This window comes from Streptomyces sp. NRRL F-5123 (genome assembly GCF_000721495.1).
Taxonomy (GTDB): Bacteria; Actinomycetota; Actinomycetes; order Streptomycetales; family Streptomycetaceae; genus Actinacidiphila.
Window position 1 is genome coordinate 62,463 of record NZ_JOHY01000021.1, and the last position, 26,082, is coordinate 88,544.

Consider the following 26,082-nt stretch of genomic DNA (forward strand, 5'->3'; position numbering starts at 1 on the left):
GCGTGGACGTGACGAGTGTGGACACGGACGTCGTCGTCGTCGGCGCGGGCCCCGTCGGTCTGATGCTCGCGTGCGAGCTGCGGCTGGGCGGGGCGCGGGTGACCGTCCTGGAGCGCCTCGCGTCGCCGACGACCGAATCGCGCGCCTCGACCCTGCACGCGCGGACGATGGAGTTCTTCGACCAGCGCGGACTGCTGGAGCAGCTGGGCTCGCCGCCGATCCAGCGGTCGGGCCACTTCGGCGGCATCCCGCTGGACTTCAGCGCGCTGCCGACCCGCTTCCCGGGGCAGTACAAGGTGCTCCAGGCGCAGGTCGAGCAGGTCCTCGCGCGGCGCGCCACCGAACTGGGCGCCGACATCCGCCGAGAGCACGAGGTGTGCGCCCTCGACCCGGACGTCCTCGACCCGGACGTCCACGACCCCCACGACCCCGACCCCGACGCCGGGGTGGTGCGGGTCCACGCCCGGACGCCGTCCGGCCAGGTGCAGCTGACGTGCCGTTACGCCGTCGGCTGCGACGGCGAGGACAGCACCGTCCGGGTGCTGGCCGGCATCGACTTCCCCGGCTCGGCCGGCACCCACGAGCTGCTGCGCGCGGACGTGGCGGGCGTCGACATCGCCGAGCGGCGGTTCGAGCGGCTGCCCGCCGGGCTCGCGATCTCCTCGCGGCTGCCGAACGGCGCCACGCGGGTGATGGTCTCGGTCTTCGGCGCCCCGGTCGGACCGCGCCCGGGGCCGCCGGAGTTCGACGAGATCTGCTCGGTGTGGGAGAAGGTCACCGGCGAGAGCCTGCGGCACGGCACACCGGTGTGGCGCAACGCCTTCGACGACACCAGCCGGCTCGCCCGCCGGCTGCGCGCGGGCCGGGTGCTGCTGGCCGGCGACGCCGCGCACGTCCAGATGCCCTCGGGCGGGCAGGCGATCAACCTCGGCCTCCAGGACGCGGCGAACCTCGGCTGGAAGCTGGCCGCGGTGGCGACCGGCGCGGCCCCGCCGTCCCTGCTGGACACCTACCACGACGAGCGGCACGAGGTGGCCCGCCGGGTCCTGGGCAACATCCGCGCGCAGGGCCTGCTGCTGCTGGGCGGCCCGGAGGTCGACGCCACCCGCACCGTGCTGCGCGAGCTGATCGGCCACCAGGTGGTCAACGACCGCCTGGCGGCCATGATCGCCGGCGTCGACATCCGCTACCCCGTTCCCGACGACCCCGCGCAAACCCCCGAGTTCCGCCACCGTCCCGACGGCGCCTCCCCGTACGCGGACCCCACCGCGGCCGCGCACCGTCCGGCCGTCAAAGGCGACGGCGACGGCGGCGGCGACGGTGACGGCGGCTCCCGCCTCGCGGGGGCCGCCGTCCCGCACGCGGCTCTGACCGTGGACGGCTCGGCTACGAGTACGACCGCCCTGCTGCGGCGCGGCCGCGGGGTGCTGCTCGACCTGGCCGCATGCGCCGGCCGGCACGACTGGCTGACCGGCCGGACGGCCCCGTTCGCGCAGCGGGTGGACCTGGTGGCGGCCACGGCGCCGCCCGGCGGTCCGCTGGAGGGGCTGGAGACGCTGCTCCTTCGCCCGGACGGCTACGTGGCCTGGGCCGGTGACCGCTACAGCGATCCCGGGCCCGCGGTCGCCCGCTGGTTCGGCGCCGCATCCCCTGCGGTGGCCGGTGCCATCCCCGTACGAACCCAAGTCTGACGATGGGAGAATCTCATGGCGACCAAAGCCCCGCCGCCGCAGGCCTCAGGAGCGGACCTCAGCAAGGCGCAGCACTGTGACGTCTTCGTCCTGGGTTCCGGCCTGGCCGGCTCGACGATCGCCACGGTCCTCGCCGCGCAGGGCGCCAAGGTGGTGCTCGTCGACGCGGCCCAGCACCCCCGGATGGCGATCGGCGAGTCCCAGACCCCCCAGCTGGCCGAGTGGCTGCACATCCTGGCCGAGCGCTACGGAGTGCCCGAGCTGGCGTCCCTGGCCAAGGTGGGCGTCACCAACAAGGTGGTCGGCCCGACCCACGGGGTGAAGGTCCACTTCGGGTTCGTCCGCCACGAGGTGGGCAAGGAGCCGAACCCGGCGGAGTCCACGCAGTTCGCGATCCCGCGGCTGCTGGCGCAGAACAGCCACATGTTCCGCCAGGACACCGACTCGTGGATGTTCCAGGTCGCGGTCAAGTACGGCGTGCAGGTGCGCCAGCTGTGGCGGGCCGCCGACATGGACTTCGACGACGACGGCGTCACCGTCAGCGGCACCAACGGCGACGTCTACCGCGCCCGCTACCTGGTCGACGCCAGCGGCTTCCGCTCGCTGCTGGCCGAGAAGTTCGACCTGCGCGAGAAGCCGGCCCGCTTCAAGCACCACTCGCGGTCGCTGTTCAACCACTTCATCGGGATCAAGCCGTTCGACGACGTCGTCGACTTCCCCGCCGAGCACCGCCCGCCCATCAAGTGGCACAAGGGCACCATGCACCACATGATCGACCGCGGCTGGCTGTGGATCATCCCGTTCAACAACTACCGCAAGTCGAAGAACCCGTTGGTCAGCGTCGGCCTGCAGCTGGACGAGCGGGTCTACCCCAAGCCGAAGGACATGACGCCCCAGCAGGAGTTCGACGCCTTCCTGGACAAGTACCCGGCCATCAAGCGGCAGTTCGTCGGCGCCCGCCCGGTCCGCGAGTGGGTCTCCACCGACCGGCTGCAGTATTCGTCGCGCAAGTCGGTGGGCCCGCGCTGGTGCCTGATGTCGCACGCGGCCGGCTTCATCGACCCGCTGTTCTCGCGCGGCCTGTCCAACACCATGGAGGTCGTGGACGCGCTGGCCTCCCGGGTCCTGGAGGCGCTCAAGGACAACGACTTCTCCGAGGAGCGCTTCAGCTACGTCGAGCAGCTGGAGGCGGGCCTGCTCGACTTCAACGACGAGCTGGTCAACAGCGCCGTGATCTCGTTCTCGCACTTCCGTCTGTGGAACGCGGTCTTCCGGGTGTGGGGCTGCTTCATCACCCCCGGCGTCATGCGCCTGACCGGCGCCCGGCTGCGCTACGTCGTCGACAACGACGACTCGCACTTCACGGCGCTGGAGAAGACCGAGAACCCCGGCCTGTGGTGGCCGGAGAGCAAGACCTTCCAGCGCATCCTGGAGGTCACCGCGGAGACCTGCGAGAAGTTCGAGGTCGGCGAGCTGACCGGCGACCAGGCCGCGGACATCATCCTGAAGGTCGTCCAGGACAGCCCCGAGGTCAACCCGACCTTCGGCTGGAAGGACCCCGCCACCCGCTTCGTCGCGCCCAGCACCTGGGACCTGGCCAAGTTCGTGCGGTGGGGCCTGATGTCGGCCGGCCCCGACATGCGCAAGCTGACACGCTTCGTGGTCTCCGGCGGGCTGAAGGCCGGGCCGCGCGCGCGGAAGCTGATGTAACGGTGCCGGCGGCGGGCACCGCACGCCCCGGCGGGCATCTCGACCCGCCCGGGCCCACGCACCAGGTCTTCCCGGTCGACGGCCGGTCCCTGCGGACGGTGAGCGGACTGTTCGTCACCGGTGTCACCGTCATCTCCACCGGGGACGGGGAGCAGGGCGACGGCACCACCGTGAACTCCTTCACCTCCGTCTCCCTGGATCCACCGCTGATCCTGTTCTGCATCCACCGCGACTCCCGGCTGCGCGACGAGCTGGCGCGCACCGGGCGCTTCGCGGTCAACCTGCTGGCACGCCGGCACGAGCAGCTGGCGACGACCTTCGCCGGCCGTCAGGTACCGGCCAGCGAGCGGGTGTTCTCCGGCCGCAGCCGGCGGGGCGTGCCGGTGCTCAGCGAGTCGCTGGCCTACATGGACTGCGACATCCGGGCGGAATACCCCGGCGGCGACCACGTCATCGTGCTGGGCGAGGTGGCCGAGCTGGGGGTGCACCGCCAGCGGCAGGAACCGCTGACGTTCTTCGAGGGGTCCTTCGGGCGCCTGGAGGAGGAGCTGCGAGCAGCGTACGCACGGTGGGACGGCTGAGCCAAGGGGACGCGCGCCGGCTGGCGGGAAAGCGCCGCACCGGCCGCCCCCGGTGGGACCGTTGGATTCCCGCCACTGTCACCCACACCCCTGCCTCCGGGAGGAGCACCCATGACACTCGGCCGCGGATGGGCGCGTTTCAACAAGTCCGTGGGCAACCGCATCGCGGGCCCGCTCTTCGGGCGGATGCCGGGCTTCGGCCTGGTCCTGCACCGCGGGCGGAAGTCCGGACGGGAGTTCCGCACCCCGGTGAAGGTCTTCCGCCACCAGGGCGCCTACGTCATCACCCTGCCGTACGGCTCGAAGACCGACTGGGTCCGCAACGTGCGCGCCGCCGGCGGCTGCGACCTGCTGGTACGCCGCCGCCGGCTGCACATGACCGACCCCGTGGTGGTCACCGACGACAAGTCGGTGCGCATCCGGTGGGGCCTGCGGCTGGCGCTCTCGGCGCTGAGGGTCACCGAGTTCCTCATCCTGGTCCCCACGACCGAACCCGTGCCACATCCGACGAAAGACGCACGACAGACCTCACAAACGAAGGGAAACTGACATGCCCGCTCTCGGCGGAATACACCACGTGAAGTTCGCGGTCAGCGACATCCAGCGGTCCATCGACTGGTACGGCCGCGTCTTCGGCTTCACCACCACGATGGAGTTCAAGGACGACGAGGGCATCGTGCGCGGCTCGGTGGGCAAGCTCACCGGCCTCGACAACACGCTGCTGGCCTTCCGCGAGAACGCCGAGCTGTCCGAGTCGCTGTCCGGCTTCGACCCGGTCAGCTTCGCGGTCCAGGGCAAGGCCGAGGTCCAGTCCTGGGTCGACCACCTCAACGCCGAGGGGGTCGAGAACTCCGGCCTGCGCATCGCGGCCATCGGCTACATCGTCTTCTTCCACGACCCGGACGGCATCAAGCTGCACGTCTACTCCTTCGACACCCCGGCCCCGGACGAGATCGAGGCCTGATCCGGCGGCGGGCGCCCGCCCGCTTTACCCGGCGCTTACCTGTTACCAACCTTGACGGTTACATGGGTGTGCGGTTAGGCGAATCATTAGTTGTAGGGGTTGATGGTTGTCGGTGTTTCCCGTAGCGTGGACACCGGAGAGAGGAGCTGTCCCATGAGCGGCGAGTACAAGCTCGACATGACGATGATGCTGACCATCCACGACGCCTTCCGTCGTGAGCTGGACCGCATCGCCAAGGTGGCCGACGGCGTCAGCGACGACCCCCGGACCGTGATGCGGACCGCGCTGGGCTGGAAGCTGTTCAAGACCTATCTGCACATCCACCACACCTCCGAGGACGACACGGTGTGGGGCCTGATGGAGGAGCGGCTGGCCGACGCCCCCGACCTCGCGCTGCTGCACGCGATGGAGGCCGAGCACGCCGCCATCGACCCGCTGCTGGCGAGCATCGACGAGGCGCTGGCCGACCCCGAGAAGGGTGCGGAGCGGCTCGGCGGCCTGGTCGGCGACCTCAACACCAGCCTGCGCGGGCACCTCCAGCACGAGGAGGCCGAGGGCCTGTCCCTGGTCGACTCGACGCTGACGCAGGAGGAGTGGAGCCGCTTCGCGGCCGTCCACCTCAAGAAGGTCGGCGAGGACATCGGCACGTACATGCCCTGGCTGCTGGACGACGCCGCCGCGGACTGGGTCGAGACCGTGCTGGGCCGGCTGCCGGGCTGGGGCCGCGTCAAGTACGAGGGCGAGTGGAAGGCCGCGTACGACCAGCTCTCTCTCTGGACGCCGGCAGCCGGCACCGCCGGCTGATCTTCGAGCTCATCCCGGGAGGACCCCCGACATGTCACAGTCTGAAGGACCCGTGACGGACGTGCCCGTCGCCGTTGCGGATCCGGCCCCCGTAGGCGGGCGCGGTATGGCGATCCTCGTCATCGCCCTGGCGCGGTTCATCGTCGTGCTGGACGGCACGATCATGACCGTCGCCCTGCCGACCATCCAGCGCTCCCTGGACATCTCCCAGGCGAACCTGGACTGGGTGATCTCCGCCTACTCGCTGACATTCGGCGGGTTGATGCTCCTGGCCGGCCGGCTCGGCGACGTCTACGGCCGCAAGCTGATGTTCCGCATCGGCGTGGTCCTGTTCGGCCTGGCCTCGCTCGGCGGCGGCCTCGCGGGCAACGGGACCACCCTGATCCTCTTCCGCGGGCTGGAAGGCATCGGCGCCGCGATCGCCACGCCCGGTGCGCTGTCCCTGCTGGTCAGCACGTTCCCCGAGGGGCAGCAGCGCACCAAGGCGTTCGGGCTGTACGGCGCCGCGACGGCGATGGGCGCGGTCATGGGTCTGCTGGCGGGCGGTGTGCTCACCACCTATGCCGGCTGGCGCTGGGTGCTGTTCGTGAACATCCCGATCGTCATCGTCATCCTGCTGGGCGTCAACAAGCTGGTCGATCTCGACACCCGACGCAGCAGGATCGACGTGTGGGGCGCGCTCACGGTGACCCTCGGCATCGGCGCGCTGATCTACGGGATCAACCGGGTGGGCCTGCACGGCTGGAGCGACCCGACCGTGATCGGGTGCATGATCGCCACGGTCGTCCTGCTGGCCGTCTTCGTGTACTTCGAACGGTCCGGCGACCTGCCGATGATCCCGCGCGAGGTGCTCAGCGACCCAGGCCGGGTGGGGGCGAACATCGTCACCCTGGTCATGTCGATCGGCATCTTCTCCTCGTACTACTTCCTCACCCTCTACATGCAGCAGGTCCTCGGGTACTCCGCGGTGCGGACCGGTCTGATGTACCTGCCGTTCGCGGTGGGCGCCGGCCTCGCGGCCGGCAGCGTCGGCCCGCAGCTGCTGGCCCGCACGGCGCCGCAGATCGCGCTGTCGTCCGGGCTGGTGCTGGCCTCCGCCGGCACGGTGTGGTTCTGCTTCATCACCCCGGACTCGGGAGTGTTCGAGGTGCTGATCCCCGCGTCGGTGGTCTCCGGGGTGGGGGTCGGGATCATGCAGGTCGTCAGCACCGCCATCGGCGTGCGCGGCATCGACAGCTCGGAGGCCGGCATCGGCTCCGCGCTGCTGACGGCCGGCGGGCAGGTCGGCGGCGCGCTCGGTGTGGCCCTGCTGGGAACCGTCGCGGCGACCACGACCCACCACGCGGCGGCCGGCACCTCGCCGGCGGACGCGCTGACCAACGGCTACGTCGCCGGCTTCAAGGTCGCCGTCGGGCTGTACCTGCTCTGCGTCGTCATCACGTTCCTCACCATCAGGCCGGTCAAGGAGGGGCAGCAGCAGATGCCGCAGCCACAGAAGGCCTGACCGTAACTCCGCCGGACCAGCAGACCGCCGCCCAGTCCTCCCGCCCCGTGCGCGGAGGGCTGGGCGGCGGTCTGCCGACGGCGCGAACCGCGCGGTCCGGCGCTGCGAGAAAGGGAAACGCCATGTCCAGTCAGCTGTCGCCGGGGGAGCTAGGAGCCGCCCGCGGTCGAAGAGCCAACCTCAACCTCCTCACGAGCATGCGGGGCATCGCCGCCCTGAGCGTGTTCCTGTTCCACATGACCGCCCCGGACGCGAGCCCGTTCACCGGCAAGGTCGCGTCCGATCTGACCCGCTGGGGCGCCAACCTCGGATACGTCGGGGTCAGCTTCTTCTTCGTCCTCAGCGGCTTCGTCCTGACGTGGTCGGCCCGGCCGGGGGAGCGGACGCGGAGCTTCTGGCGCCGCCGTGCGGTGAAGATCTTCCCCAACCACGTCGTGACCTTCGCCGTCGCCATGCTGCTGTTCGCCTCGGCCGCGACGACCTGGCACTCCTGGCTGCCGAACCTGCTGCTGGTGCAGAACTGGAGCAGAGACCCGGCCACGTTCTTCAGCGTCAACGTCCCGAGCTGGTCGCTGTCCTGCGAGATCTTCTTCTACCTGCTGTTTCCGCTGCTCCTGCGGGGGGCGCTGCGGATCCGCGCGGAGCGGCTGTGGGCCTGGGCCGGCGGCGTCGCCGCACTGGCCGTCGCCATGCCGGCCATCGTGTACGCGACGATGGCCAGCCACCCGTTCATGGGCCCCGGCTACCCGGTGAACGCGCGGCAGCTGTGGTTCGTCTACGTCTTCCCGCCGGTGCGGCTGCTGGAGTTCGTGCTCGGCATGCTGATGGCGCGGATCGTGATCGAGGGCAAGTGGCTGCGGATCGGCCGGCTGCCCGCGACGGTGCTGCTCGTCGCCGCGTACGTCATATCCCTGCACGTCCCGATCCTCTACACCTTCGAGGCCTGCGTCGTCGTCCCGTTCGCCCTGCTGGTCCCCGCGGCGGCCGTCGCGGACACCGGCGGGAAGCGGTCGATCCTGCGCAGCAGGGCCGCGGTCTGGTTCGGCGAGGTCTCGTTCGCCTTCTACATGGTGCAGGCGCTGGTCATCGAGGAGAGCTGGAAGCTCTACGGCCCCGACCTGCACTCCGGCCTGCCGGGGGCGATCGGCCTGGTGGCCCTGTGGCTGGTGATCTGCCTCGTGCTGGCCGAGCTGCTGCGCAGGTGCGTCGAGGCGCCGATGATGCGGCACTTCAGCCGGTCGCGCCGGGCACCGCTCACGCCCGGCGGCCAGGACCGGATCACGGCGAAGGCCGGCGTCTGAGTCCGCACGGGCCGGTGAGCCGTCGGTGCGCCATTATTAGTTATAAGCGTTGACGGTTACGTGAGTATCCGATAACGTGGAAAGCGGTGAAAGGGGGAGAGCGCCAGGCAGGCGCCACCGGGCGGGGCCGCGGATCTGGCCGGCCGCCGCCGGGTGGGACGCAGAGTTCGTGATCGGGACGCCCGGACAGAGGGCGACGGACACCGGGCTGGGAGCGAGCGAAAATGACCGGACTGACGTACACCGACGCCATGAGCGGGGCGCTCGACCGGCTCCGGAGCATCGGCTACGAGCACGGCACGATGCTTGTCAACCACGCGCCGATGGCCGCCGAGGCCATGGCCACCCTGGGCTACGCCGACGACATCGCGACCTGGGTCGAGGACAACCTCGCCCACCGCCGCTACAAGGACCTGCCCACCCCCCGCTTCCCGCTGTCAGCCCTGGACGAGAGCGACTGGCGGCCCGCCCTCGGCGACTTCGACCGGGTCACCGACTGGTGGGAGATGTTCGACCGCGAGCTGGCCGAAAAGCCCTGGCAGGAGGTGCTGAACCTCTGGTGGCCGCGGCTGGTGTCGGGCATGTCCGGCGTCATGACGCACGGCGTGATCCGCACCGCCCACGCGGTACGGGCCATCGCCCAGGCGAGCGACGCCGACAACGCCCTCTACCGCAAGGAACTCGCCCACGGCCTGGGCTACTGGGCCGCCCGCTACTCGCTCAGCGACGCCCAGGCCATCGACGCCGAGCTGCGGGGGACCACCCCCGCGGCCCGGCCCGAGGGCGCCGCCTTCACCGCCCTGGACGAACTGGTCGCCGATGCCTGCGGCCACTACGCGACCGTGCAGACCGGCCACCCCGTACCGCTGATCCACGCGATCACCGGCCCGGCAGCCGTCCGCCTGGTCCTGCCGCACCTGCCGTCCGACCTGCAGTGGACCTCCTACCTGGCGGCCCGGCACTGCAGCGACGGCATCCGCGGCTACTACAGCTCCTCCCGCGGCCCCGCCACCGCCCCCGCCGCGGCGGTGCCGCGGGAGGATCAGCTCATCGCCGAAGCCGTCGAGCTCGGCGACGAGCACGCGATCAAGCTCGCCGAGGTGGCGGTCCGCCACCAGGCGCTGCGCCCCGACGACCGGTACGCGGCCGCGGCCGACGCGGCGACGAAGCGGCTGCGGAAATTCCTCAGCGCGCATTCGTTCTATGATTGATCACGGAGCCCGGACCGGCCGGAAGGAGGCGCACGCTCATGGCGGAGCCGCACGGCCACGGGCACGGGTCGGCCGAGGTCGCGGGCGCCGAACTGGCCCCGGAACTCACGCGCTACCTGCCCTATCTGATGCGCCGGGCGTTCGCCCATGTCGCGGCCGGCGCCGACCGGAGCACCCAGGCGCGTGACTACGCGGTCCTGGCGGCCCTCGCCGCCGGGCACGGCACCTCGCAGCAGGCACTCGCCGAGCGGCTGGAGATCAACCGGACGATCATGGTCAAGCTGATCGACCGGCTGCAGGGCGCCGGGTACGTCACCCGTACCCGCAACCCCGACAACCGCCGCTCCTACCTGCTCGCGCTCACCGACTCCGGCCGCGGCGAGCTGGCCCGCATGCAGCCCGCGGTCCTGCAGCGCGACCGGATGCTGACGGCGAACCTGACCGCGGCCGAGCGCGTACGCCTCAACGAGCTGCTGCGCACCGTACTCGGCGAGCCGGCCGGCGCCCCGAGCGGCCTGAGCACCGAGTACCTGATCACCCAGGTCTTCTACCTGCTGCGGCGCCGCGGCGACGCCCTGGTGTCCGACGCCGGCCTGCGGGTGCGCGACTTCGGCGCGCTGTCCGGGATCGGCAAGCTCGGGCCCTGCCCGCAGCAGCAGTTCGCGCGCTACCTCGCGCTCACCGAGCCCGCCGCGGCCCTGATCGTCGACGAACTGGTCGAGAAGGGTCTGGTGACCCGGGGCCAGGACCCCGACGACCGCCGCCGCTACGCCCTGGAGCTGACCGGCCTCGGCCGGGAGCGGCTGGCGTACCTGACCGGAGCGGTCGACCACATGCAGGCGGAGATCGTGCGGGCCCTTGGCGGCGAGCAGGCCGAGGCCGAGCTGCACGCCCTGATCCACAAGATGCTCGCAGCGCCCGTGCCCGCCGGAGCCGACCGGACCGGCTGAGCCCGGCCCCCCTTTTCTTCCACGCAAGCGGTTCGCCCCCCAAGGGGCGGGCCGCTTTTTGCTGCCCACGCCCACCCCACGACAGCTGCAGAAAGTAGGGAAGTCATGTCCCAAGTCGTCGACGCGCCGATCGGCCTGTGGGCCGGCACGGTGTTCTACGGCACGACGGTCGAGGAGTTCACCGTCAACCTGGAGAGCGACGGCTCCGCCCAGCTCAAGACCGCGGAGACCGGCGGTGAGGGCACCTGGCGGAGGACCGGCGAGGACACCTTCGTCTTCACCATCACCGAGCGCCTCGACGAGGGCGACTCGGGTGTCTCCGGTGACACCGAGGTCACCGGCATCGACCACCTGATCATCAACATCGACGCGAAGCTCTTCGACACGGCTTTCCTCGGCACCGGCACGGCCGAGGTCTTCGACGCCGCCGGAAACGTGATCTTCTCCATCGCCGCCGAGACCAGGGCGCAGCTCTCGCCGGCCAAGTGACAGGCCGGCTGTGGAGGGCTGACCAGCCACGTCCCCGGTGCGGACTTCGACGAGTTCGACGAGCCCGACAAGAGAGGTACCCATGAATACGGATGTGATCGTGGTCGGCGCCGGACCGGCCGGGATGATGCTGGCCGGCGAACTGCGCCTGGCCGGTGTCGAGGTGGTCGTGCTGGAGCGACTGGAACGGCCGACCGGCGAGTCGCGCGGCCTGGGCTTCACCGCCCGGACCATGGAGGTCTTCGACCAGCGCGGGCTGCTGCCGCGGCTGCCGCACTTCGAGCTCAGCAACGTCGGCCACTTCGGCGGGCTGCCGCTGGACTTCGGGCAGGTGCAGGGCGCGCACTTCGCGGGCAAGACGCTGCCGCAGTCCGACACCGAGGCGATGCTCGCCGGCTGGGCCCCGGGCCCCGGCGTCACCTTCCGCCGCGGCTGGGAGTGCGTGGCACTGGCCGCGGACGACGACGGCGTGACCGCCGAGATCCAGGGCCCCGGCGGCAGCCGGGAGGAGCTGCGGGCGAAGTACCTGGTCGGCTGCGACGGCGGGCGCAGCACGGTCCGCAAGGCCGCCGGGTTCGACTTCCCCGGCACGGCCGCGTCGATGGAGATGTTCCTGGCCGACCTGCGCGGCACCGACGTACGGCCGCGGATGATCGGCGAGTCGTACCCCGGCGGCATGGTCATGGCCACCCCGCCCACCAACGGCGTGCAGCGCTTCATCGTGTGCGAGCGCGGCACGCTGCCCAAGCGGCGCACCACGCCGATCGAGTTCGGCGAGATCTCCGACGCCTGGAAGCGCCTGACCGGCGAGGACATCAGCCACGCGGAACCGGTGTGGCTCAGCTCCTTCGGCAACGCGACCCGGCAGGCCACCGAATACCGGCGCGGCCGCGTCCTGCTGGCCGGCGACGCCGCCCACATCCACCTGCCGGCCGGCGGGCTCGGCATGAACACCAGCATCCAGGACGCCGTCAACCTCGGCTGGAAACTCGCCGCGCAGGTCCACGGCTGGGCCCCCGAGGGGCTGCTCGACAGCTACCACGGCGAGCGCCACCGGATCGGGCAGCGGCTGCTGATGAACACCCAGGCCCAGGGCCTGCTGTTCCTCAGCGGCGACGAGGTGCAGCCGATGCGCGACCTGTTCACCGAGCTGATCGGCTACGACGTGGTCGCCGAGCACCTGATCGGCATGATCAGCGGCCTGGAGATCCGCTACGACGTCGGCGAGGGCGACCACCCGCTGCTCGGCAAGCGGATGCCCAACCGGAAGGTGGCCACCGCGACCGGCCCGCGCCCGCTCTACGAGCTGATGCACACCGCCCGCCCGGTCCTGCTCGACGCCACCGGCGACGCGGAGCTGCAGCGCACGGCGGCGCCCTGGACCGACCGGGTCGACGTGGTCAGCGCCCCCTTCACCGGCCTGGCCGGCGACGACCCGCTGACCGGCACCGCGGCGGTGCTGGTCCGCCCCGACGGCTACATCGCCTGGACCGCGCCGGGCTCGGCCGCGGGCCTGGAGGACGCCCTGGGCCGCTGGTTCGGCGCGCCGCGGCCGGCCGCCGGGGACCGGTCGTGACGGCGCTCGACCTGTCGCTGCCGGCCGAGGCCGTCGCCGCGCTGCGCCGGCTGACCGACCGCGCGGACCTCGCGGACCTCGCCGACCGCTACCTGCGCGCCCTGGACGGCGGCGAGTTCGACCAGCCGTGGGCGCGCTCGGTCTTCACCGGCGACGTCGAACTGGACTTCCCGCCGGGCAGCCACCAGGGCATCGAAGGGGTCGCGGACTTCACCCGCGGCTTCATGGGCCACTGGGACCGCACCCACCACAACGTCTCGCACTACGCCATCGAGCTGGACGGCGACCGGGCGACCGTCGCCTGGAACGTCGTCGCCATCCATGTGCACCCCGGCTCGCCGCCGCCGCCCGCCTCCGCGCCGCACTTCTACCTCGGCGGCCGGTTCGAGGGCGTGGCGCGGCGCACCGCCGACGGCTGGCGGCTGAGCCGGCTGGAGCTGCGCGTGGTGTGGACCACCGGGCCGGGCATCCGCGAGATCGCCCAGGTCATGACCGGTACCGACGGAGAACAGGTAATCACCACATGGAAGGACGGGACAGCATGACGAAGGAGATTCCCAGTGTCGAGAGGCAGCGGGAGATCATCGACATCGTCTACAACAAGGGCCTCAACGACGGCGACCTGTCGGTGGCGGACCGCTACCTGACCGCCGACTACCAGAGCCACGGCTCCTACGACGACTCGGTGCGCGGCCCGGCCTCGTTCAAGATGACGATCGAGATGCAGCACCGGTCGTTCTCCGACATCAGGTACGAGGTCCTCGACGTCGTCAGCGAGGGCGACCGCTCCGCGATCCGCTGGGTCATGAAGGGCAAGCACACCGGGCCCTTCCTCGGCATTCCGGCCACCAACAGCGAGGTCGAGCACCACGCGCTGCTGATCCTGCGGTTCGAGGACGACCGGATCGCCGAGCGGTGGGGCATCGTCGACAACTTCACGCTGATGCGCACCCTCCAGGGCATCACCGGCGCGCTCGGCGGCCCCGGCGGCCGTCCGGGCGGTCCGGGCGGCCCCGGGGGTCCCGGCGGGCGTCCGATGGGCGGCCCGCCGATGGGCGGCCCCCCGGCCGGCGGTCCGCCCGCCGGCGGCCGCCCGCAGCCCGCGGGTTCTCCCTCCTGACCCACTCCCGGGGCCGCGGCCGCGCCTGTGACGGGCGCGGCCGCGGCCCCGGGCCCCCCACCGGTACCGAGCAAGGGGAGGAACACCCGTGTCCACCGCACCGATCCGGGTCGTGGTCATCGTCGGCAGCACCCGTGCCGGACGACTGGCGCCGCAGGTGGCGCAGTGGTTCGTCGGGCAGACCGGGCAGCGCGCCGACCTGGTGACCGACGTGGTCGACCTGGTCGACCACCCGATGCCGGACGACCTGGACGACACCGCGCCCGCGGTGGTCGCCCTGCGGCCGGTCCTGGCCGCGGCCGACGCCTTCGTCTTCGTCGTCCCCGAGTACAACCGCGGCATTCCCGGGCCGCTCAAGACGCTCATCGACAACTACAACGCGGAGTGGGAAGCCAAGCCCGTCGGGTTCGTGACGTACGGCCTGAGCATGGCCGGCGGCGTGCGGGCGGTGGAGCACCTGCGGCAGATCTTCGCGGAGTTCCACTCCGTCGGCATGAAGGACATCGCGATCTTCCCGCGGATCCTCGGCCACTTCGACGCCGCCGGCGCCTTCGCCCCCGAGGCGGAGGGCTGCAACGCCGCGGCCAAGCTCATGCTCGACCAGCTCGTCTGGTGGGCCGACGCGCTGCGCACCGCGAAGGCCAAGCGCCCCTACCACTCCTGAGCCGAACCCGACCGCACCCCCGTGGAGGACGAATCATGGACGAGACCGGCAAGGAGCTGGCCGACCAGACCTACGACGTGGCGATCCTCGGCGCCGGCATGGCCGGCGGCATGCTCGGCGCGGTGCTGGCCCGCAACGACGTCAAGGTGCTGCTGATGGACGCCGGCACCCACCCGCGCTTCGCGGTGGGGGAGTCGACGATCCCGTACACCTCGTCGATGACCAAGATCATCGCCGAGCGCTACGACGTCCCCGAGATCGCCCCGCTGGCCAGCTTTCGCGGCGTCAACGAGAAGGTCAGCCCCATGTCGGGACGGAAGTCGAACTTCGGGTTCGTCTACCACGAGCAGGGCCGGCCCCAGCAGCCCGACCAGATCAACCAGCTGGTGATCCCCGAGTGGCAGCGCACCGAGTGCCACCTCTTCCGGCAGGACTCCGACGCGTACCTGTTCAACCTCGCGGTGCAGCTCGGCGCCGATCCGTGCCTGGACACCCGCATCACCAGCATCGACATCGACCCGGCCAGCGGGGTCGTGCTGCGCTCCACGCAGGGCACGGAATACCGCGCGAAGTACCTCGTGGACGGCGGCGGCTACCGCTCCCCGACCGCCGAGGCGTTCGGGCTGCGCGACGACCCGCCGCGGGCCCGGCACCACTCGCGCAGCATATTCACCCACATGGTGGGCGTGACGCCGTTCGACGACGCCTCCGCCGCCCAGGCGCACAAGAACCCCAGCCCCTGGCACCACGGCACGCTGCACCACGTCTTCGACGGCGGCTGGCTGTGGGTCATCCCGTTCGACAACCACGAGGGCGCCCTGAGCACCCTGTGCAGCGTCGGGCTGACCCTGGACGAGCGGGTCTTCCCCAAGGACCCCAAGGTCGGCGCCCAGCAGGAGTTCGACGACTTCCTCGCCCGCTTCCCGCAGATCGCCGAGCAGTTCACCGGCGCCCGCGCGGTGCGGCCCTGGATCAGCACCGGCCGGCTCCAGTACTCGGCGTCCAACACCGTCGGCGAGCGCTACACCCTCACCTCGCACGCCGCCGGCTTCATCGACGCCCTCTACTCGCGCGGCATCACCAACACCCTGGAGGTCGTCAACTCCCTGGCCTGGCGCCTGATCGCGGCCTCCCGCGACGGCGACTGGTCCACCGAGCGGTTCGCGTACATCGACAAGGTCCAGCAGGGCCTCTACGACGTGCACGACGACCTCGTCTACAGCTCCTTCGTGGGCTTCCGCCACTACGAGCTGTGGAACGCGGTCATCCGGGTGTGGAAGGTCACCAGCATCCTGCCCACGATGCGGATCGAGAACGCGCTGCGCGACTACCTCAAGACCCGCGACGAGCAGGTGTTCCTCGACCTGGAGAACCACGAGACGCCCGGCATGCCCGCGCCCGTGGCCAAGGACATCATCGAGCTGCTCGCGTTCACCCGCACCACCTGCCAGGCCGTGGAGGCGGGCACCCTCGACCCCGCCGTCGCGGCCGACCGCATCTTCGCGCACCTGCGCGACAGCGAGTTCGTCCCCGCGCCCTTCGCCCTGGGCGACCCGGACAACCACCACTTCGAGGCGACGCCGGAGCTGCTGGAACGGCTCGGCCAGTGGGGCACCACCCAGTCCCCGCAGCACATGCGGTCGCTGTTCGCCTGATCATCCCCAGCGCGCCGGCTCCTCGGCAGGTACCAGGACCGGACCGGACCGAAAGAGGGTACTGACATGCACAGCAGCTTGATCGTCGCGCGGATCGAACCCGGCGGCGGCAGCGACGTGGCCCGGTTGTTCGCGGACTTCGACCGCACCGAGATGCCGCACCTGATGGGCACCCGGCGCCGGCAGCTGTTCCAGTTCCGCGGCCTGTACTTCCACGTCCAGGACTTCGACGAGAACAACGGCGGCGAGCGCATCGAGGAGGCCAAGGCCGACCCGCGCTTCGTGCGGATCAGCGAGGACCTCAAGCCGTACATCCAGGCCTACGACCCCGCCACCTGGCGCTCCCCGGCCGACGCGCTCGCCACGCGCTTCTACAACTGGGAGGCCTGACGGTGGCCACCCGGCGAGTCGTCATCACAGGGGTGGGCGTGCTGGCCCCCGGCGGCATCGGCGTCAAGAACTTCTGGAGCCTGCTGTCCGAGGGCCGCACCGCGACCCGGCGGGTCACCTTCTTCGACCCCGCCCCCTTCCGCTCCCAGGTCGCCGCCGAGATCGACTTCGATCCCGAGCTCTTCGGCCTGAGCCCGCAGGAGATCCGCCGCATGGACCGCTCCGTGCAGCTCGCGGTGGTCGCGGCCGGTGAGGCGGTGGCCGACAGCGGCCTGGACTTCGAGGCCCTCGACCCGTACCGCACCGGCGTCACCCTCGGCAGCGCGGTCGGCGCGACGATGGGCCTGGACCAGGAGTACCGCGTCGTCAGCGACGGCGGCCGGCAGGACCTGGTCGACCACGAGTACGCCGTACCGCACCTCTACAACTACCTGGTGCCCAGCGCCGGCGCCGCCGAGGTCGCCTGGCGGGCCGGCGCCCAGGGGCCGACCTCGGTCGTCTCCACCGGCTGCACCTCGGGCCTGGACGCGGTCGGCTACGCGGTCGAGGTGATCAGGGAGGGCGCCGCCGACGTCATGGTCGCCGGCGCCACCGACGCCCCCATCTCACCCATCACGCTGGCGTGCTTCGACGCGATCAAGGCCACCACCCCGCGCAACGACGACCCCGAGCACGCCTCGCGGCCCTTCGACGGCACCCGCAACGGCTTCGTCCTGGGCGAGGGCTCCGCGGTCTTCGTCCTGGAGGAGCTGCAGGCGGCCCGCAAGCGCGGCGCGCACATCTACGCCGAGATCGCCGGCTACAGCTCCCGGTGCAACGCCTTCCACATGACCGGGCTGCGGCCCGACGGCCTGGAGATGGCCGAGGCCATCCGGGTCGCCATGGACCAGGCGCGGATGAACCCCGAGGACATCGACTACATCAACGCGCACGGCTCGGGCACCAAGCAGAACGACCGGCACGAGACCGCGGCGTTCAAGCTCAGCCTGGGCGAGCGCGCCCGGCAGGTCCCGGTCAGCTCCATCAAGTCGATGGTCGGCCACTCCCTCGGCGCGATCGGCTCGATCGAGATCGCCGCCTCGGTGCTGGCGATGGCCGAGAACGTCGTCCCGCCCACGGCGAACCTGCACACCCCCGACCCCGAGTGCGACCTGGACTACGTCCCGCTGACCGCGCGCGACTGGCGCACCGACGCGGTCCTGACCGTCGGCAGCGGCTTCGGCGGCTTCCAGAGCGCCATGGTCCTGGCCGGCGTCGACCGGAGGAAGACATGACCGTCACCACCGTCGTCACCGGCCTCGGCGTCGTCGCCCCCAACGGGCTCGGCGCCGCGGCCTACTGGGACGCCACCCGCGGCGGCAAGAGCGGCATCGGCCGCGTCACCCGCTTCGACCCCTCGCAGTACCCCGCACGGCTGGCCGGGGAGGTCCAGGGCTTCGTCGCCGAGGACCACCTGCCGGGCCGCATGATCGTGCAGACCGACCACATGACGCGGATGGCGCTCATCGCCGCGGACTGGGCCCTGGCCGACGCGTCGATCGAACCGCGCGGCCTGGACGGCTACAGCATGGGCGTGGTCACCTCCAGCTCCGCCGGCGGCTTCGAGTTCGGCCAGGGCGAGCTGCAGAAGCTGTGGAGCCGCGGCAGCCAGTACGTCAGCGCCTACCAGTCCTTCGCCTGGTTCTACGCCGTCAACAGCGGCCAGATCTCCATCCGGCACGGCATGAAGGGCCCCAGCGGCGTCGTCGTCAGCGACCAGGCCGGTGGCCTGGACGCGCTGGCCCAGGCCCGCCGCAAGATCCGCAGCGGCACCCGGCTGATGGTGTCCGGCGGGGTCGACGCGACCATCTGCCCGTGGGGCTGGGTCGCACAGCTGGCCGGCGGCCGGATGAGCACCAGCGACCAGCCCGCCCGCGCCTACCTGCCCTTCGACGCCGACGCCTGCGGCCACGTGCCCGGCGAAGGCGGCGCCATCCTGATCCTGGAGGAGGCCGACGCCGCCGCCCTGCGCGGCGCCCGCGTCTACGGCGAGATCGCCGGCTACGGCGCCACCTTCGACGCCCCCGCCGGCACCGGCCGCGAGGGGGCCCTGCGCAAGGCCATCGAGGTGGCCCTCGCGGACGCCGGGGCGGACCCGGACGACATCGACGTCGTCTTCGCCGACGCCGCCGGCATCCCCGAGCTGGACCGCGCCGAGGCCGTGGCGATCAACGAGGTCTTCGGCGAGCGCGGCGTGCCCGTCACCGCGCCCAAGACGATGACCGGCCGGCTCTACTCCGGCGCCGGAGCCCTGGACACCGCCACCGCGCTGCTGGCGATCCGGGACGGCGTCATCCCGCCCACCGTCAACTCCGACCCGGTCGCCGACTACGGCATCGACCTGGTCACCGGCCGGCCCCGGGTGCGCCCGGTCCGGGCCGCGCTGGTCCTGGCCCGCGGCTACGGCGGCTTCAACTCGGCGCTGCTGGTACGGGCCGGCCGGCGCGCCACCACCGGATCGGACCCCACCGAAGGGACACGCTGATGACTGCCCGGCAGTTCACCCTGGACGACCTCAAACGCATCCTCGTCGAGTGCGCCGGCGCCGACGACGCCGTCGACCTCGACGGCGACATCCTCGACCAGGGCTTCGAGGACATCGGCTACGAGTCCCTGGCCATCCTGGAGACCGGCGGCCGGATCGAGAACGAGTACGACGTCATCATCGACGAGGACGTGCTGTCGGTGCACGTCACCCCGCGCGAGCTGATCGCCGCGGTCAACGAGCTGCTGACGGTCTCGGCATGAGCGCCGCCGACCGCCCCGTCGCCCTGGTCTCCGGGGCGACCAGCGGGATCGGCCTGGCCGTCGCCCGCCTGCTGGCCGCCCAGGGGCACCGGGTCTTCATCGGCGCCCGCGACGCCGGCAACGTCGAGGCCACCGTCAAGGAGCTGCGGGCCGAGGGCCACGAGGTCGGCGGCCGCAGCCTCGACGTCCGCGACGACACCGCCGTCCGCGAGTTCGTGGCGGCCGCCGTCGACCAGCTCGGCACCGTCGACGTGCTGGTCAACAACGCCGGGCGCAGCGGCGGCGGTGTCACCGCCGACATCCCCGACGAACTGTGGAACGACGTCATCAACACCAACCTCAACAGCGTCTTCCGGCTGACCCGCGAGGTGCTGACCACCGGCGGCATGCGGCACAAGAGCCGCGGCCGGATCATCAACATCGCCTCGACCGCGGGCAAGCAGGGCGTCATCCTCGGCGCCCCCTACTCGGCCTCCAAGCACGGCGTCGTCGGCTTCACCAAGGCCCTCGGCAACGAACTGGCCCCGACCGGCATCACCGTCAACGCGGTCTGCCCCGGCTACGTCGAGACGCCCATGGCGCAGCGCGTCCGGGAGGGCTACGCGACCGCGTACGACACCACCGAGCAGGCGATCCTGGAGCGCTTCACCGCCAAGATCCCGCTCGGCCGCTACTCCACGCCCGAGGAGGTCGCCGGGCTGGTGGGCTACCTCGCCTCGGACGCGGCCGCCTCCATCACCGCCCAGGCCCTCAACGTCTGCGGCGGCCTCGGCAACTTCTGACCCCGCGAAGGAGGAACGAGCATGACCCAGCCCGTCGTTCGCGAAGTCGAGCACGAGATCACGGTCGCCGCCCCGGCCCGCGAGGTCTACCGGCTGATCGCCGAGGTGGAGAACTGGCCGCGGATCTTCCCGCCCACCATCCACGTCGACCAGGCGTCGCAGGGCGCCGGCCAGGAGCGCATCCGGGTCTGGGCGACCGCCAACGGCGCGCCCAAGAACTGGACGTCGCAGCGCGCCCTGCACCCCGACACGCTGCGCATCGACTTCCGCCAGGAGGTCTCCACGCCGCCCGTCGCCGCGATGGGCGGCGCCTGGATCATCGAGCCGCTGTCGGCCGGGCAGTCCCGGGTACGGCTGCTGCACGACTACCGGGCGATCGACGACGACCCCGGCGGCCTGGCCTGGATCGACCAGGCCGTCGACGGCAACTCCCGCTCGGAGCTGGCCGCGCTGCGCGCCAACCTCGAATTCGTCGTCGGCTCCGAGAAGCTGACCTGGTCCTTCGAGGACACCGTCCACATCCACGGCAGCCCCAAGGACGTCTACGACTTCATCAACGAGGCCGACCTGTGGTCCGAACGGCTGCCGCACGTCGCCCGGGTGAACCTCCAGGAGCCCGAACCGGGCCTCCAGGAGCTGGAGATGGACACCCGCTCGCCCAACGGCTCGGTGCACACCACCAAGTCCTACCGGGTGTGCTTCCCCTACGACCGGATCGTCTACAAGCAGACCACCCTGCCGGTCCTGATGAGCCTGCACACCGGCCGCTGGAGCTTCCTCCCCACCGTCTCCGGCGTCGCGGCCACCTCCCAGCACACCGTCGTGCTGCGCCCGGAGAACGTCACCTCCGTGCTCGGCCCGGACGCCGGCATCGCCGAGGGCCGCGAGCACGTCCAGCACGCCCTGAGCACCAACTCCCGCACCACCCTCGGCTACGCGAAGACGTACGCCGAGTCGCGGGTCTGAGACCCCCTCCACGCCGCACCCACCTCAGGAGGACCACATGGGCAAGCTCTCCGGCAAGACCGCGCTCGTCACCGGGGCGAGCCGCAACATGGGCCGCGCCATGGCGCTGCGCCTGGCCGCCGACGGCGCGCTGGTCGCCGTGCACTACAACACCGCCAAGGACGAGGCCGAGGCCGTCGTCGAGGCCGCCCGGCAGGCCGGCGGCAAGGCCTTCGCGGTGGGCGCCGAACTCGGCGTCCCCGGCGACGTGGCCACGCTCTTCGAGGCCGTGGAGACCGGGCTGACCGAGCACGCCGGCTCCACCGCGCTGGACATCCTGGTCAACAACGCCGGGGTGCTGGGCGGCATCAAGCCGGAGGACACCACCCCCGAGCAGTTCGACCGGATCCTCGCCGTCAACGCCAAGGCGCCGTTCTTCCTCATCCAGCGCGCGCTGCGGAACATGCCCGACGGCGGGCGCATCGTCAACATCTCCTCCGGGCTGACCCGCACCTCCAACCCGGACGAGATCGCGTACGCGATGTCGAAAGCCGCCGTCGAGATGCTCGCGCTGCACTTCGGCAAGTACCTCGGCCCGCGCGGCATCACCGTCAACAGCGTCGCCCCCGGCATCACCCGCAACGACAACCCGGTCTTCCAGATGCCCGAGGTCGTCACCGCGATGGCGTCGCTGTCGGCCTTCAACCGGGTCGGCGAGCCCGAGGACGTCGCGGACGTCGTGGCCTTCCTGTGCTCGGAGGACGCCCGCTGGATCACCGGCGCCTTCGTCGACGCCAGCGGCGGCACGCTGCTCTGAGCGCCCGCCGGCGTACGGCGCCGGCCGCCGGCGCCGTACGCAGAGCCTGTTCGCGTCCCCGTACGCCCGTCTCCGTACGCCGAGCCCGTTCGCCGTCCCCGTTCGCCGTCGACCGCGGGAGCCGCCATGAAGACCGCGCAGCACCTGACCGCGCCCGGCACCGCAGCCCCGCGCGGGGGCCTGCTGGCCGTCCTGGCCGGCAACATGCTCATCGACGCCCTGGAGGTCTCGGCGACCCTGGTCGCCCTGCCCGCCCTCGGCCAGGACTTCGACCTCGCGCCGAGCACCGCCCAGTGGGCGATGACCGCCTTCGCCATCGGCTTCGGCGGCCTGATGCTGTTCGGCGCGCGGGTCGTGGCCATCCACGGCGCCCGCCGCGCCTACCTGTGGGCGCTGCTGGCGTTCGCGGCCGCGTCGCTGGTGGCCGGCGTGACCGGCAGCTTCGCGCTGCTGGTCGCCTGCCGCGTGGTGAAGGGCTTCTGCGCCGCGCTGACCGCGCCCACGGGCCTTGCCATCATCATGAACACCTTCCCCGAAGGCCCGCACCGCAGCCGCGCCATCTCCGTCTACACCGTCTTCGGCGCCGGCGGCTTCACCACCGGGCTGCTGCTGTCCGGCGTGCTCACCGACATCAGCTGGCGGTGGACGCTCGCCGCCCCGGCGCCCGCGGCGCTGCTGCTGTTCCTCCTGGGCCTGCGGATGATCCCGCGCTCCGCCCCCGCCTCCGGACCGCGCCGCCGCTACGACGTCGCGGGCGCCCTGAGCGCCACCGGCGCGCTGGTGTGCCTCGACCTGGCCGTCGCGTCGTCACCCGCGCACGGCTGGTTCAGCGCCCAGGTCGGCGCGGCGGCCGCCGGATTCGCCGCACTGTGCGCGGTCTTCGTCGCCGTCGAGCGCACGGGCAAGGACCCGCTGCTGCGGCTGCCGCTGCGCACCGGCGGCACCATGGCGCGCTCCGCGCTCGGCGCAGGGGCGCTCAACGGCTCCTACCTGGGCCTGCTGATCGTCGTCACCTTCCAGTTCCAGGTCGGGCAGGGATGGTCGGCGCTGCAGACGGCCCTGGCCATCCTCCCGGCCAGCGTCCCGCTGGCACTCGTCGCCCTGCACTCCGGGCGGATGATCGCCCGCTTCGGCACCCGCCGGCTCATCGCGTACGGCGCCCTGCCGCCGCTGGCCGGCTACCTGCTCTACCTGCGGCTGCCCGCCCACCCGGACTACGCGACCGCGGTCCTGCCGACCATGGTCCTGGTCGGGCTGGGCTTCGTGCTGTCGTTCGCCGCGCTCAACACCCAGGCCACGTCGGGCCTCGCCCCCGCCGAGCGGGGCGCCGCCGCGGCCCTCTACCAGAGCGCCGTCCAGATCGCGGCGGTCGTGGCCCCCGCCCTGGCGGCCGCCCTCTTCCAGAACGGGCTGGGCGGTAACGGCAGCGGGGGGCTGCGGCCCGCGGTATGGCTGGTGGTCGCGATCGGCGCGATCGGACCGGTGGCCGCACTGACCACGTACCTGCTGCCGCGCCCGCCGCGGCGCGTCACCTCAGGAGGACAAGGATCATGGACGAGGCGAGTATCTGGGTGAAGGCCGCCCCCGAAGCGGTGTGGGCGCTCGTGGCCGACCCCGCCCGCTACGGCGAGCTGAGCCCGGAGAACATCGGCGGCCGCTGGGCCAACAACTCGGCCCCGCGCCCCGGAGCCGTCTTCAAGGGCACCAACAAGCGCGGCGTCATGCGCTGGACGACCACCTGCACGGTCCTGGAGTACGACGCGCCCAAGCGCTTCTCCTTCCAGGTCGCCGAGTCGAACATGCGCTGGGGCTACCGCCTGGAACCCGAGGCCGGCGGCACCCTGCTCACCGAATGGCGCGAGCACGCGGGCCCGATGCCCGTCGCCGCCCGCATCTTCACCGCCTCCAGGCTCCTCGGGCGGGACCGCGAGCAGATCATGGTCGACGGCATGCGCACCACCCTGGAGCGGGTCAAGCGCGCCGTCGAAGCCGGCCGCGGGTAGCCGGCGATGCGCGGCCTGAGCCGGTACGAGAACTCCGTCGCCCTGCGCTACGGGATCGCCGACACCGCCGACTTCACCCGGCAGGCACTCGCGATCCTCGACACCCGGGCCGGCGACTACCGCGGCTACGGCGTCACCCGGGCGCTGATCCACCCGCTGACCCTGCACCTGGCCACCGGCCCCCGGCACACGGGAGTGCGGCTGCGCACCGGCACCACGCCGCACACCACCGACCCCGGCGCGCTGGACCTCGACGCGGCCATCGAGCCCGGCCCCGGCGGCAGCCTGCGCCTGTCCGGGCTCGGCCCCGTGCCGCTGCCGCTGCGCCGCGGCACGGTGGACGCCGTGCGCTGCGCGACCCTGGTCTTCGGCCTCGGCGACATCGACGGCGACGGCCCGAGCGCCGAATTCGGCGTCACCGTACGCCCGGAGGCGGGGCTGCAGTGCGCCTACGCCTCCGCGACGGCGCGCGACCCGTACATGCCGCGCTGGGAGATCTCCGTCCGCCCGGCCGCCGTCGCGGCCGCCCACCGCTCCCTGCCCGTCCCGGCGGCGATCGGCTGGATCGCCGCGGACTGCCTGGCCTGACCGCCCGCGTCCACCCGGGGAAGCGCCCGGGGAAGGGAGAGCGCGCCCGTGCCCGCACCGCTGCGCCGGGTCCTGCTCTTCCTGGGGCGGGCCCTGCGCGACTACGGCTACTTCCACGTCTGCCCGCCGCCGCTGCCCCCGCAGCCCGGGGCGCCGCCCGCGCCGGGCCACCCGGAGCGGGTGGTGCCGCTGCCCGTAAACGAGCTGCGGTGGTGGAAGGACCTCGAAACCCGCCTGGCCGACGGCAGTTCCGCCGACGGACCCGGACCGCACTGAACGACCGGACGACCCCCGACCGACGACCGGACTTACCCCTGACCGCGCGGCCTCGTGCCGCGCGGTCTTTTTTGTTTTCCGGGCGCTCTCCGGGTGTTCTCCGGGCTCAGCCGAGCCAGGCCGGGGAGAGCGCCGAGGGGGTCAGGAGCGCCGGGGCGCCGCTGCCGTCCGCCGGGACGGTGTAGAGGTCGGAGCCGTAGTCGCCGGGCAGGGAGTAGGAGAGGGTGCGGTCGTCGACCCACACCGCCTGGTCGTCGACGTCGCGGTCCTCCGCGGTGGGGTGGTCCTTCAGGGTGGCCAGGTCCAGGACGTAGAGGCGCCAGGGGGCGTCGGGGTCGAGGCCGGGGACGCGCTTCTTGAAGGCGATGCGCGTCCCGTCGGGGGAGAGGGAGGGGCATTCGACGTTGGAGCGCAGCGTGACCGCGGTGCGCGTCGCCACGTCGCCGCGGATCAGGTACGTGTGGCCGCCGGCCGCGGCCGTCGCGTAGAAGTGGGTGTCGTCCGCGAAGGTGACGCCCCAGTAGTTGAGGTCGGTGGCGCGCACGCGCTTGCCGTCGCGGGTCAGGGCGTAGTCCTCCAGGGTGGGCTGGAGGGCGCCGGTGCGGGTGTCCAGGATCGTGGTGCGGGTGGAGAAGTCGGTGCCCGCGTACGAGTCGCCGCCGACGAAGACCGTCCAGGCCGCCATCCGCCCGCTGGGGGAGACCCGGGCGCGGGTCGGGATGCCCGCGAGGTCGACGTGCCGGGTGGTGCGCAGGTTCCGGTCGAGAACGAGGGCGCGGTAGCTGTCGTTGACCGCCCCGCGCTCGGCCTGGAGGCACACCCCGGTGCCGCCCGCCGCGTAGAAGCGCAGGCACTTCACGCCGGAGGCGGTGCGCGGGCCGTTCGGGTCGGCCGCCGGGACGGTGGCCAGCTCGTCGCGGTGCGGCCCCCACGCCATGGAGCGGAAGACGATCCGCGGGCCCGCCCCCGGGGCGAGCGACACGTCCCCGGCGTGCACGGCGGGCCCCCCGGCCTGCACCTGGTCCTTGCGGTGCGCCCGGTCCGCCGCCCGCCACACCGCGACGCCGCCGACGAGCGCGAGCACCAGCACCCCGGCGAGCAGCACGAGCAGCTTGCCGCGCGTGCTCAGGGGCGCGTCCTCGGGCGCGCCCTCCTGGCCCGGGCCACCCTCGGGGCCGCCGGATTCGCCCGCGCACGAAGCCGGGTCCGCGGCCGGGTCCGGGTCCGCGGCCGGGTCCGTGCCCGCGGCCGGGTCCGTGCCCGCGCCCGAAGCC

Annotated in this window: 28 protein-coding genes; 27 read left to right on the top strand and 1 reads right to left on the bottom strand. The window is 72.1% G+C overall.

Annotation, left to right across the window (positions count from 1 at the left end):
* Positions 1–2: 2 nt before the first annotated feature.
* The 27 genes from IH54_RS39985 (at position 3) to IH54_RS0119350 (ending at position 24,808) form a co-directional block, all read left to right on the top strand.
* The gene (locus IH54_RS39985; RefSeq protein WP_107060204.1) at positions 3–1,691 is read left to right on the top strand and encodes an FAD-dependent monooxygenase; all 1,689 of its coding nucleotides are present in this window, start codon (positions 3–5) and stop codon (positions 1,689–1,691) included.
* A gap of 15 nt (positions 1,692–1,706) precedes the next feature.
* Entirely contained in the window at positions 1,707–3,401 is a 1,695-nt protein-coding gene (locus IH54_RS0119225; RefSeq protein WP_031518314.1) for an NAD(P)/FAD-dependent oxidoreductase, read from the top strand.
* 2 nt (positions 3,402–3,403) lie between these two features.
* Positions 3,404–3,982, top strand: coding sequence for a flavin reductase family protein (locus tag IH54_RS0119230; protein ID WP_234343628.1), 579 nt, complete (start codon positions 3,404–3,406; stop codon positions 3,980–3,982).
* Between the two features lie 111 nt (positions 3,983–4,093).
* The gene (locus tag IH54_RS0119235) at positions 4,094–4,531 is read left to right on the top strand and encodes a nitroreductase family deazaflavin-dependent oxidoreductase (RefSeq protein ID WP_031518316.1); all 438 of its coding nucleotides are present in this window, start codon (positions 4,094–4,096) and stop codon (positions 4,529–4,531) included.
* A gap of 1 nt (position 4,532) precedes the next feature.
* Positions 4,533–4,946 (top strand): VOC family protein, encoded by a 414-nt coding sequence (locus tag IH54_RS0119240; RefSeq protein WP_031518317.1) that lies wholly within the window; start codon positions 4,533–4,535, stop codon positions 4,944–4,946.
* A gap of 153 nt (positions 4,947–5,099) precedes the next feature.
* Positions 5,100–5,750, top strand: a complete 651-nt coding sequence (locus IH54_RS0119245) for a hemerythrin domain-containing protein (protein ID WP_031518318.1) — start codon at positions 5,100–5,102, stop codon at positions 5,748–5,750.
* A 31-nt stretch (positions 5,751–5,781) separates the two neighbouring features.
* Positions 5,782–7,254, top strand: a complete 1,473-nt coding sequence (locus IH54_RS0119250) for an MFS transporter (RefSeq protein ID WP_063762331.1) — start codon at positions 5,782–5,784, stop codon at positions 7,252–7,254.
* A 122-nt stretch (positions 7,255–7,376) separates the two neighbouring features.
* Complete coding sequence (locus IH54_RS0119255) at positions 7,377–8,555, top strand: acyltransferase family protein (RefSeq protein WP_078862349.1); 1,179 nt, start codon at positions 7,377–7,379, stop codon at positions 8,553–8,555.
* Between the two features lie 224 nt (positions 8,556–8,779).
* Positions 8,780–9,766 carry a questin oxidase family protein gene (locus IH54_RS0119260; RefSeq protein ID WP_031518321.1) on the top strand — a complete coding sequence of 329 codons (987 nt, stop codon included), beginning with the start codon at positions 8,780–8,782 and terminating at the stop codon, positions 9,764–9,766.
* 38 nt (positions 9,767–9,804) lie between these two features.
* Positions 9,805–10,716, top strand: a complete 912-nt coding sequence (locus tag IH54_RS0119265) for a MarR family winged helix-turn-helix transcriptional regulator (protein ID WP_052397635.1) — start codon at positions 9,805–9,807, stop codon at positions 10,714–10,716.
* A gap of 105 nt (positions 10,717–10,821) precedes the next feature.
* Positions 10,822–11,205 (top strand): hypothetical protein, encoded by a 384-nt coding sequence (locus IH54_RS0119270; RefSeq protein ID WP_031518323.1) that lies wholly within the window; start codon positions 10,822–10,824, stop codon positions 11,203–11,205.
* A gap of 82 nt (positions 11,206–11,287) precedes the next feature.
* The gene (locus IH54_RS0119275; protein WP_031518324.1) at positions 11,288–12,781 is read left to right on the top strand and encodes an FAD-dependent monooxygenase; all 1,494 of its coding nucleotides are present in this window, start codon (positions 11,288–11,290) and stop codon (positions 12,779–12,781) included.
* Positions 12,778–13,326: a nuclear transport factor 2 family protein gene (locus IH54_RS0119280; protein WP_052397636.1), complete on the top strand. Its 549-nt coding sequence runs from the start codon at positions 12,778–12,780 to the stop codon at positions 13,324–13,326. The genes IH54_RS0119275 and IH54_RS0119280 overlap by 4 nt, the downstream gene beginning before the upstream one ends.
* Positions 13,323–13,901: an ester cyclase gene (locus tag IH54_RS0119285; protein WP_107060205.1), complete on the top strand. Its 579-nt coding sequence runs from the start codon at positions 13,323–13,325 to the stop codon at positions 13,899–13,901. Before IH54_RS0119280 ends, IH54_RS0119285 begins: the two co-directional genes overlap by 4 nt.
* Before the next feature lie 88 nt (positions 13,902–13,989).
* Entirely contained in the window at positions 13,990–14,565 is a 576-nt protein-coding gene (locus IH54_RS0119290; protein ID WP_031518327.1) for an NADPH-dependent FMN reductase, read from the top strand.
* A 35-nt stretch (positions 14,566–14,600) separates the two neighbouring features.
* A complete protein-coding gene (locus IH54_RS0119295; protein ID WP_052397637.1) occupies positions 14,601–16,220 on the top strand; it encodes an NAD(P)/FAD-dependent oxidoreductase in 1,620 nt (539 codons plus the stop codon).
* 66 nt (positions 16,221–16,286) lie between these two features.
* The gene (locus IH54_RS0119300; RefSeq protein ID WP_031518329.1) at positions 16,287–16,610 is read left to right on the top strand and encodes a TcmI family type II polyketide cyclase; all 324 of its coding nucleotides are present in this window, start codon (positions 16,287–16,289) and stop codon (positions 16,608–16,610) included.
* A gap of 2 nt (positions 16,611–16,612) precedes the next feature.
* Positions 16,613–17,884 (top strand): beta-ketoacyl-[acyl-carrier-protein] synthase family protein, encoded by a 1,272-nt coding sequence (locus tag IH54_RS0119305; RefSeq protein ID WP_031518330.1) that lies wholly within the window; start codon positions 16,613–16,615, stop codon positions 17,882–17,884.
* On the top strand, positions 17,881–19,134 hold the full coding sequence (locus IH54_RS0119310; RefSeq protein WP_052397638.1) for a ketosynthase chain-length factor: 1,254 nt from the start codon (positions 17,881–17,883) through the stop codon (positions 19,132–19,134). The genes IH54_RS0119305 and IH54_RS0119310 overlap by 4 nt, the downstream gene beginning before the upstream one ends.
* Positions 19,134–19,397 (top strand): acyl carrier protein, encoded by a 264-nt coding sequence (locus IH54_RS0119315; protein ID WP_031518332.1) that lies wholly within the window; start codon positions 19,134–19,136, stop codon positions 19,395–19,397. Before IH54_RS0119310 ends, IH54_RS0119315 begins: the two co-directional genes overlap by 1 nt.
* Positions 19,394–20,179: a 3-oxoacyl-ACP reductase FabG gene (gene fabG / locus IH54_RS0119320; RefSeq protein WP_031518333.1), complete on the top strand. Its 786-nt coding sequence runs from the start codon at positions 19,394–19,396 to the stop codon at positions 20,177–20,179. Before IH54_RS0119315 ends, fabG begins: the two co-directional genes overlap by 4 nt.
* 21 nt (positions 20,180–20,200) lie before the next feature.
* The gene (locus IH54_RS0119325; RefSeq protein ID WP_031518334.1) at positions 20,201–21,145 is read left to right on the top strand and encodes an aromatase/cyclase; all 945 of its coding nucleotides are present in this window, start codon (positions 20,201–20,203) and stop codon (positions 21,143–21,145) included.
* Between the two features lie 37 nt (positions 21,146–21,182).
* Complete coding sequence (locus IH54_RS0119330; protein WP_043181529.1) at positions 21,183–21,941, top strand: SDR family oxidoreductase; 759 nt, start codon at positions 21,183–21,185, stop codon at positions 21,939–21,941.
* 126 nt (positions 21,942–22,067) lie between these two features.
* Positions 22,068–23,516 carry an MFS transporter gene (locus tag IH54_RS0119335; RefSeq protein WP_063762332.1) on the top strand — a complete coding sequence of 483 codons (1,449 nt, stop codon included), beginning with the start codon at positions 22,068–22,070 and terminating at the stop codon, positions 23,514–23,516.
* Positions 23,492–23,944: an SRPBCC family protein gene (locus tag IH54_RS0119340; protein WP_031518337.1), complete on the top strand. Its 453-nt coding sequence runs from the start codon at positions 23,492–23,494 to the stop codon at positions 23,942–23,944. The genes IH54_RS0119335 and IH54_RS0119340 overlap by 25 nt, the downstream gene beginning before the upstream one ends.
* Positions 23,945–23,950: 6 nt before the next feature.
* Positions 23,951–24,532 carry a hypothetical protein gene (locus IH54_RS0119345; protein WP_031518338.1) on the top strand — a complete coding sequence of 194 codons (582 nt, stop codon included), beginning with the start codon at positions 23,951–23,953 and terminating at the stop codon, positions 24,530–24,532.
* 48 nt (positions 24,533–24,580) lie between these two features.
* On the top strand, positions 24,581–24,808 hold the full coding sequence (locus IH54_RS0119350) for a DUF6059 family protein (protein ID WP_031518339.1): 228 nt from the start codon (positions 24,581–24,583) through the stop codon (positions 24,806–24,808).
* Positions 24,809–24,914: 106 nt separating this feature from the next.
* Here IH54_RS0119350 and IH54_RS0119355 read toward each other — a convergent pair whose 3' ends face one another.
* Positions 24,915–25,937: a TolB family protein gene (locus IH54_RS0119355; protein WP_031518340.1), complete on the bottom strand. Its 1,023-nt coding sequence runs from the start codon at positions 25,935–25,937 to the stop codon at positions 24,915–24,917.
* Positions 25,938–26,082 lie beyond the last annotated feature (145 nt).

Coding starts and splice junctions, on each gene's coding strand:
- IH54_RS0119270 (WP_031518323.1), top strand. CDS start 10,822: ATGTCCCAAGTCGTCGACGCGCCGATCGGCCTGTGGGCCGGCACGGTG.
- IH54_RS0119340 (WP_031518337.1), top strand. CDS start 23,492: ATGGACGAGGCGAGTATCTGGGTGAAGGCCGCCCCCGAAGCGGTGTGG.
- IH54_RS0119225 (WP_031518314.1), top strand. CDS start 1,707: ATGGCGACCAAAGCCCCGCCGCCGCAGGCCTCAGGAGCGGACCTCAGC.
- IH54_RS0119310 (WP_052397638.1), top strand. CDS start 17,881: ATGACCGTCACCACCGTCGTCACCGGCCTCGGCGTCGTCGCCCCCAAC.
- IH54_RS0119250 (WP_063762331.1), top strand. CDS start 5,782: ATGTCACAGTCTGAAGGACCCGTGACGGACGTGCCCGTCGCCGTTGCG.
- IH54_RS0119330 (WP_043181529.1), top strand. CDS start 21,183: ATGGGCAAGCTCTCCGGCAAGACCGCGCTCGTCACCGGGGCGAGCCGC.
- IH54_RS0119285 (WP_107060205.1), top strand. CDS start 13,323: ATGACGAAGGAGATTCCCAGTGTCGAGAGGCAGCGGGAGATCATCGAC.
- IH54_RS0119260 (WP_031518321.1), top strand. CDS start 8,780: ATGACCGGACTGACGTACACCGACGCCATGAGCGGGGCGCTCGACCGG.
- IH54_RS0119235 (WP_031518316.1), top strand. CDS start 4,094: ATGACACTCGGCCGCGGATGGGCGCGTTTCAACAAGTCCGTGGGCAAC.
- IH54_RS0119345 (WP_031518338.1), top strand. CDS start 23,951: ATGCGCGGCCTGAGCCGGTACGAGAACTCCGTCGCCCTGCGCTACGGG.
- IH54_RS0119335 (WP_063762332.1), top strand. CDS start 22,068: ATGAAGACCGCGCAGCACCTGACCGCGCCCGGCACCGCAGCCCCGCGC.
- IH54_RS0119315 (WP_031518332.1), top strand. CDS start 19,134: ATGACTGCCCGGCAGTTCACCCTGGACGACCTCAAACGCATCCTCGTC.
- IH54_RS0119255 (WP_078862349.1), top strand. CDS start 7,377: ATGTCCAGTCAGCTGTCGCCGGGGGAGCTAGGAGCCGCCCGCGGTCGA.
- IH54_RS0119275 (WP_031518324.1), top strand. CDS start 11,288: ATGAATACGGATGTGATCGTGGTCGGCGCCGGACCGGCCGGGATGATG.
- IH54_RS0119300 (WP_031518329.1), top strand. CDS start 16,287: ATGCACAGCAGCTTGATCGTCGCGCGGATCGAACCCGGCGGCGGCAGC.
- IH54_RS0119295 (WP_052397637.1), top strand. CDS start 14,601: ATGGACGAGACCGGCAAGGAGCTGGCCGACCAGACCTACGACGTGGCG.
- IH54_RS0119240 (WP_031518317.1), top strand. CDS start 4,533: ATGCCCGCTCTCGGCGGAATACACCACGTGAAGTTCGCGGTCAGCGAC.
- IH54_RS0119245 (WP_031518318.1), top strand. CDS start 5,100: ATGAGCGGCGAGTACAAGCTCGACATGACGATGATGCTGACCATCCAC.
- IH54_RS0119265 (WP_052397635.1), top strand. CDS start 9,805: ATGGCGGAGCCGCACGGCCACGGGCACGGGTCGGCCGAGGTCGCGGGC.
- fabG (WP_031518333.1), top strand. CDS start 19,394: ATGAGCGCCGCCGACCGCCCCGTCGCCCTGGTCTCCGGGGCGACCAGC.
- IH54_RS0119325 (WP_031518334.1), top strand. CDS start 20,201: ATGACCCAGCCCGTCGTTCGCGAAGTCGAGCACGAGATCACGGTCGCC.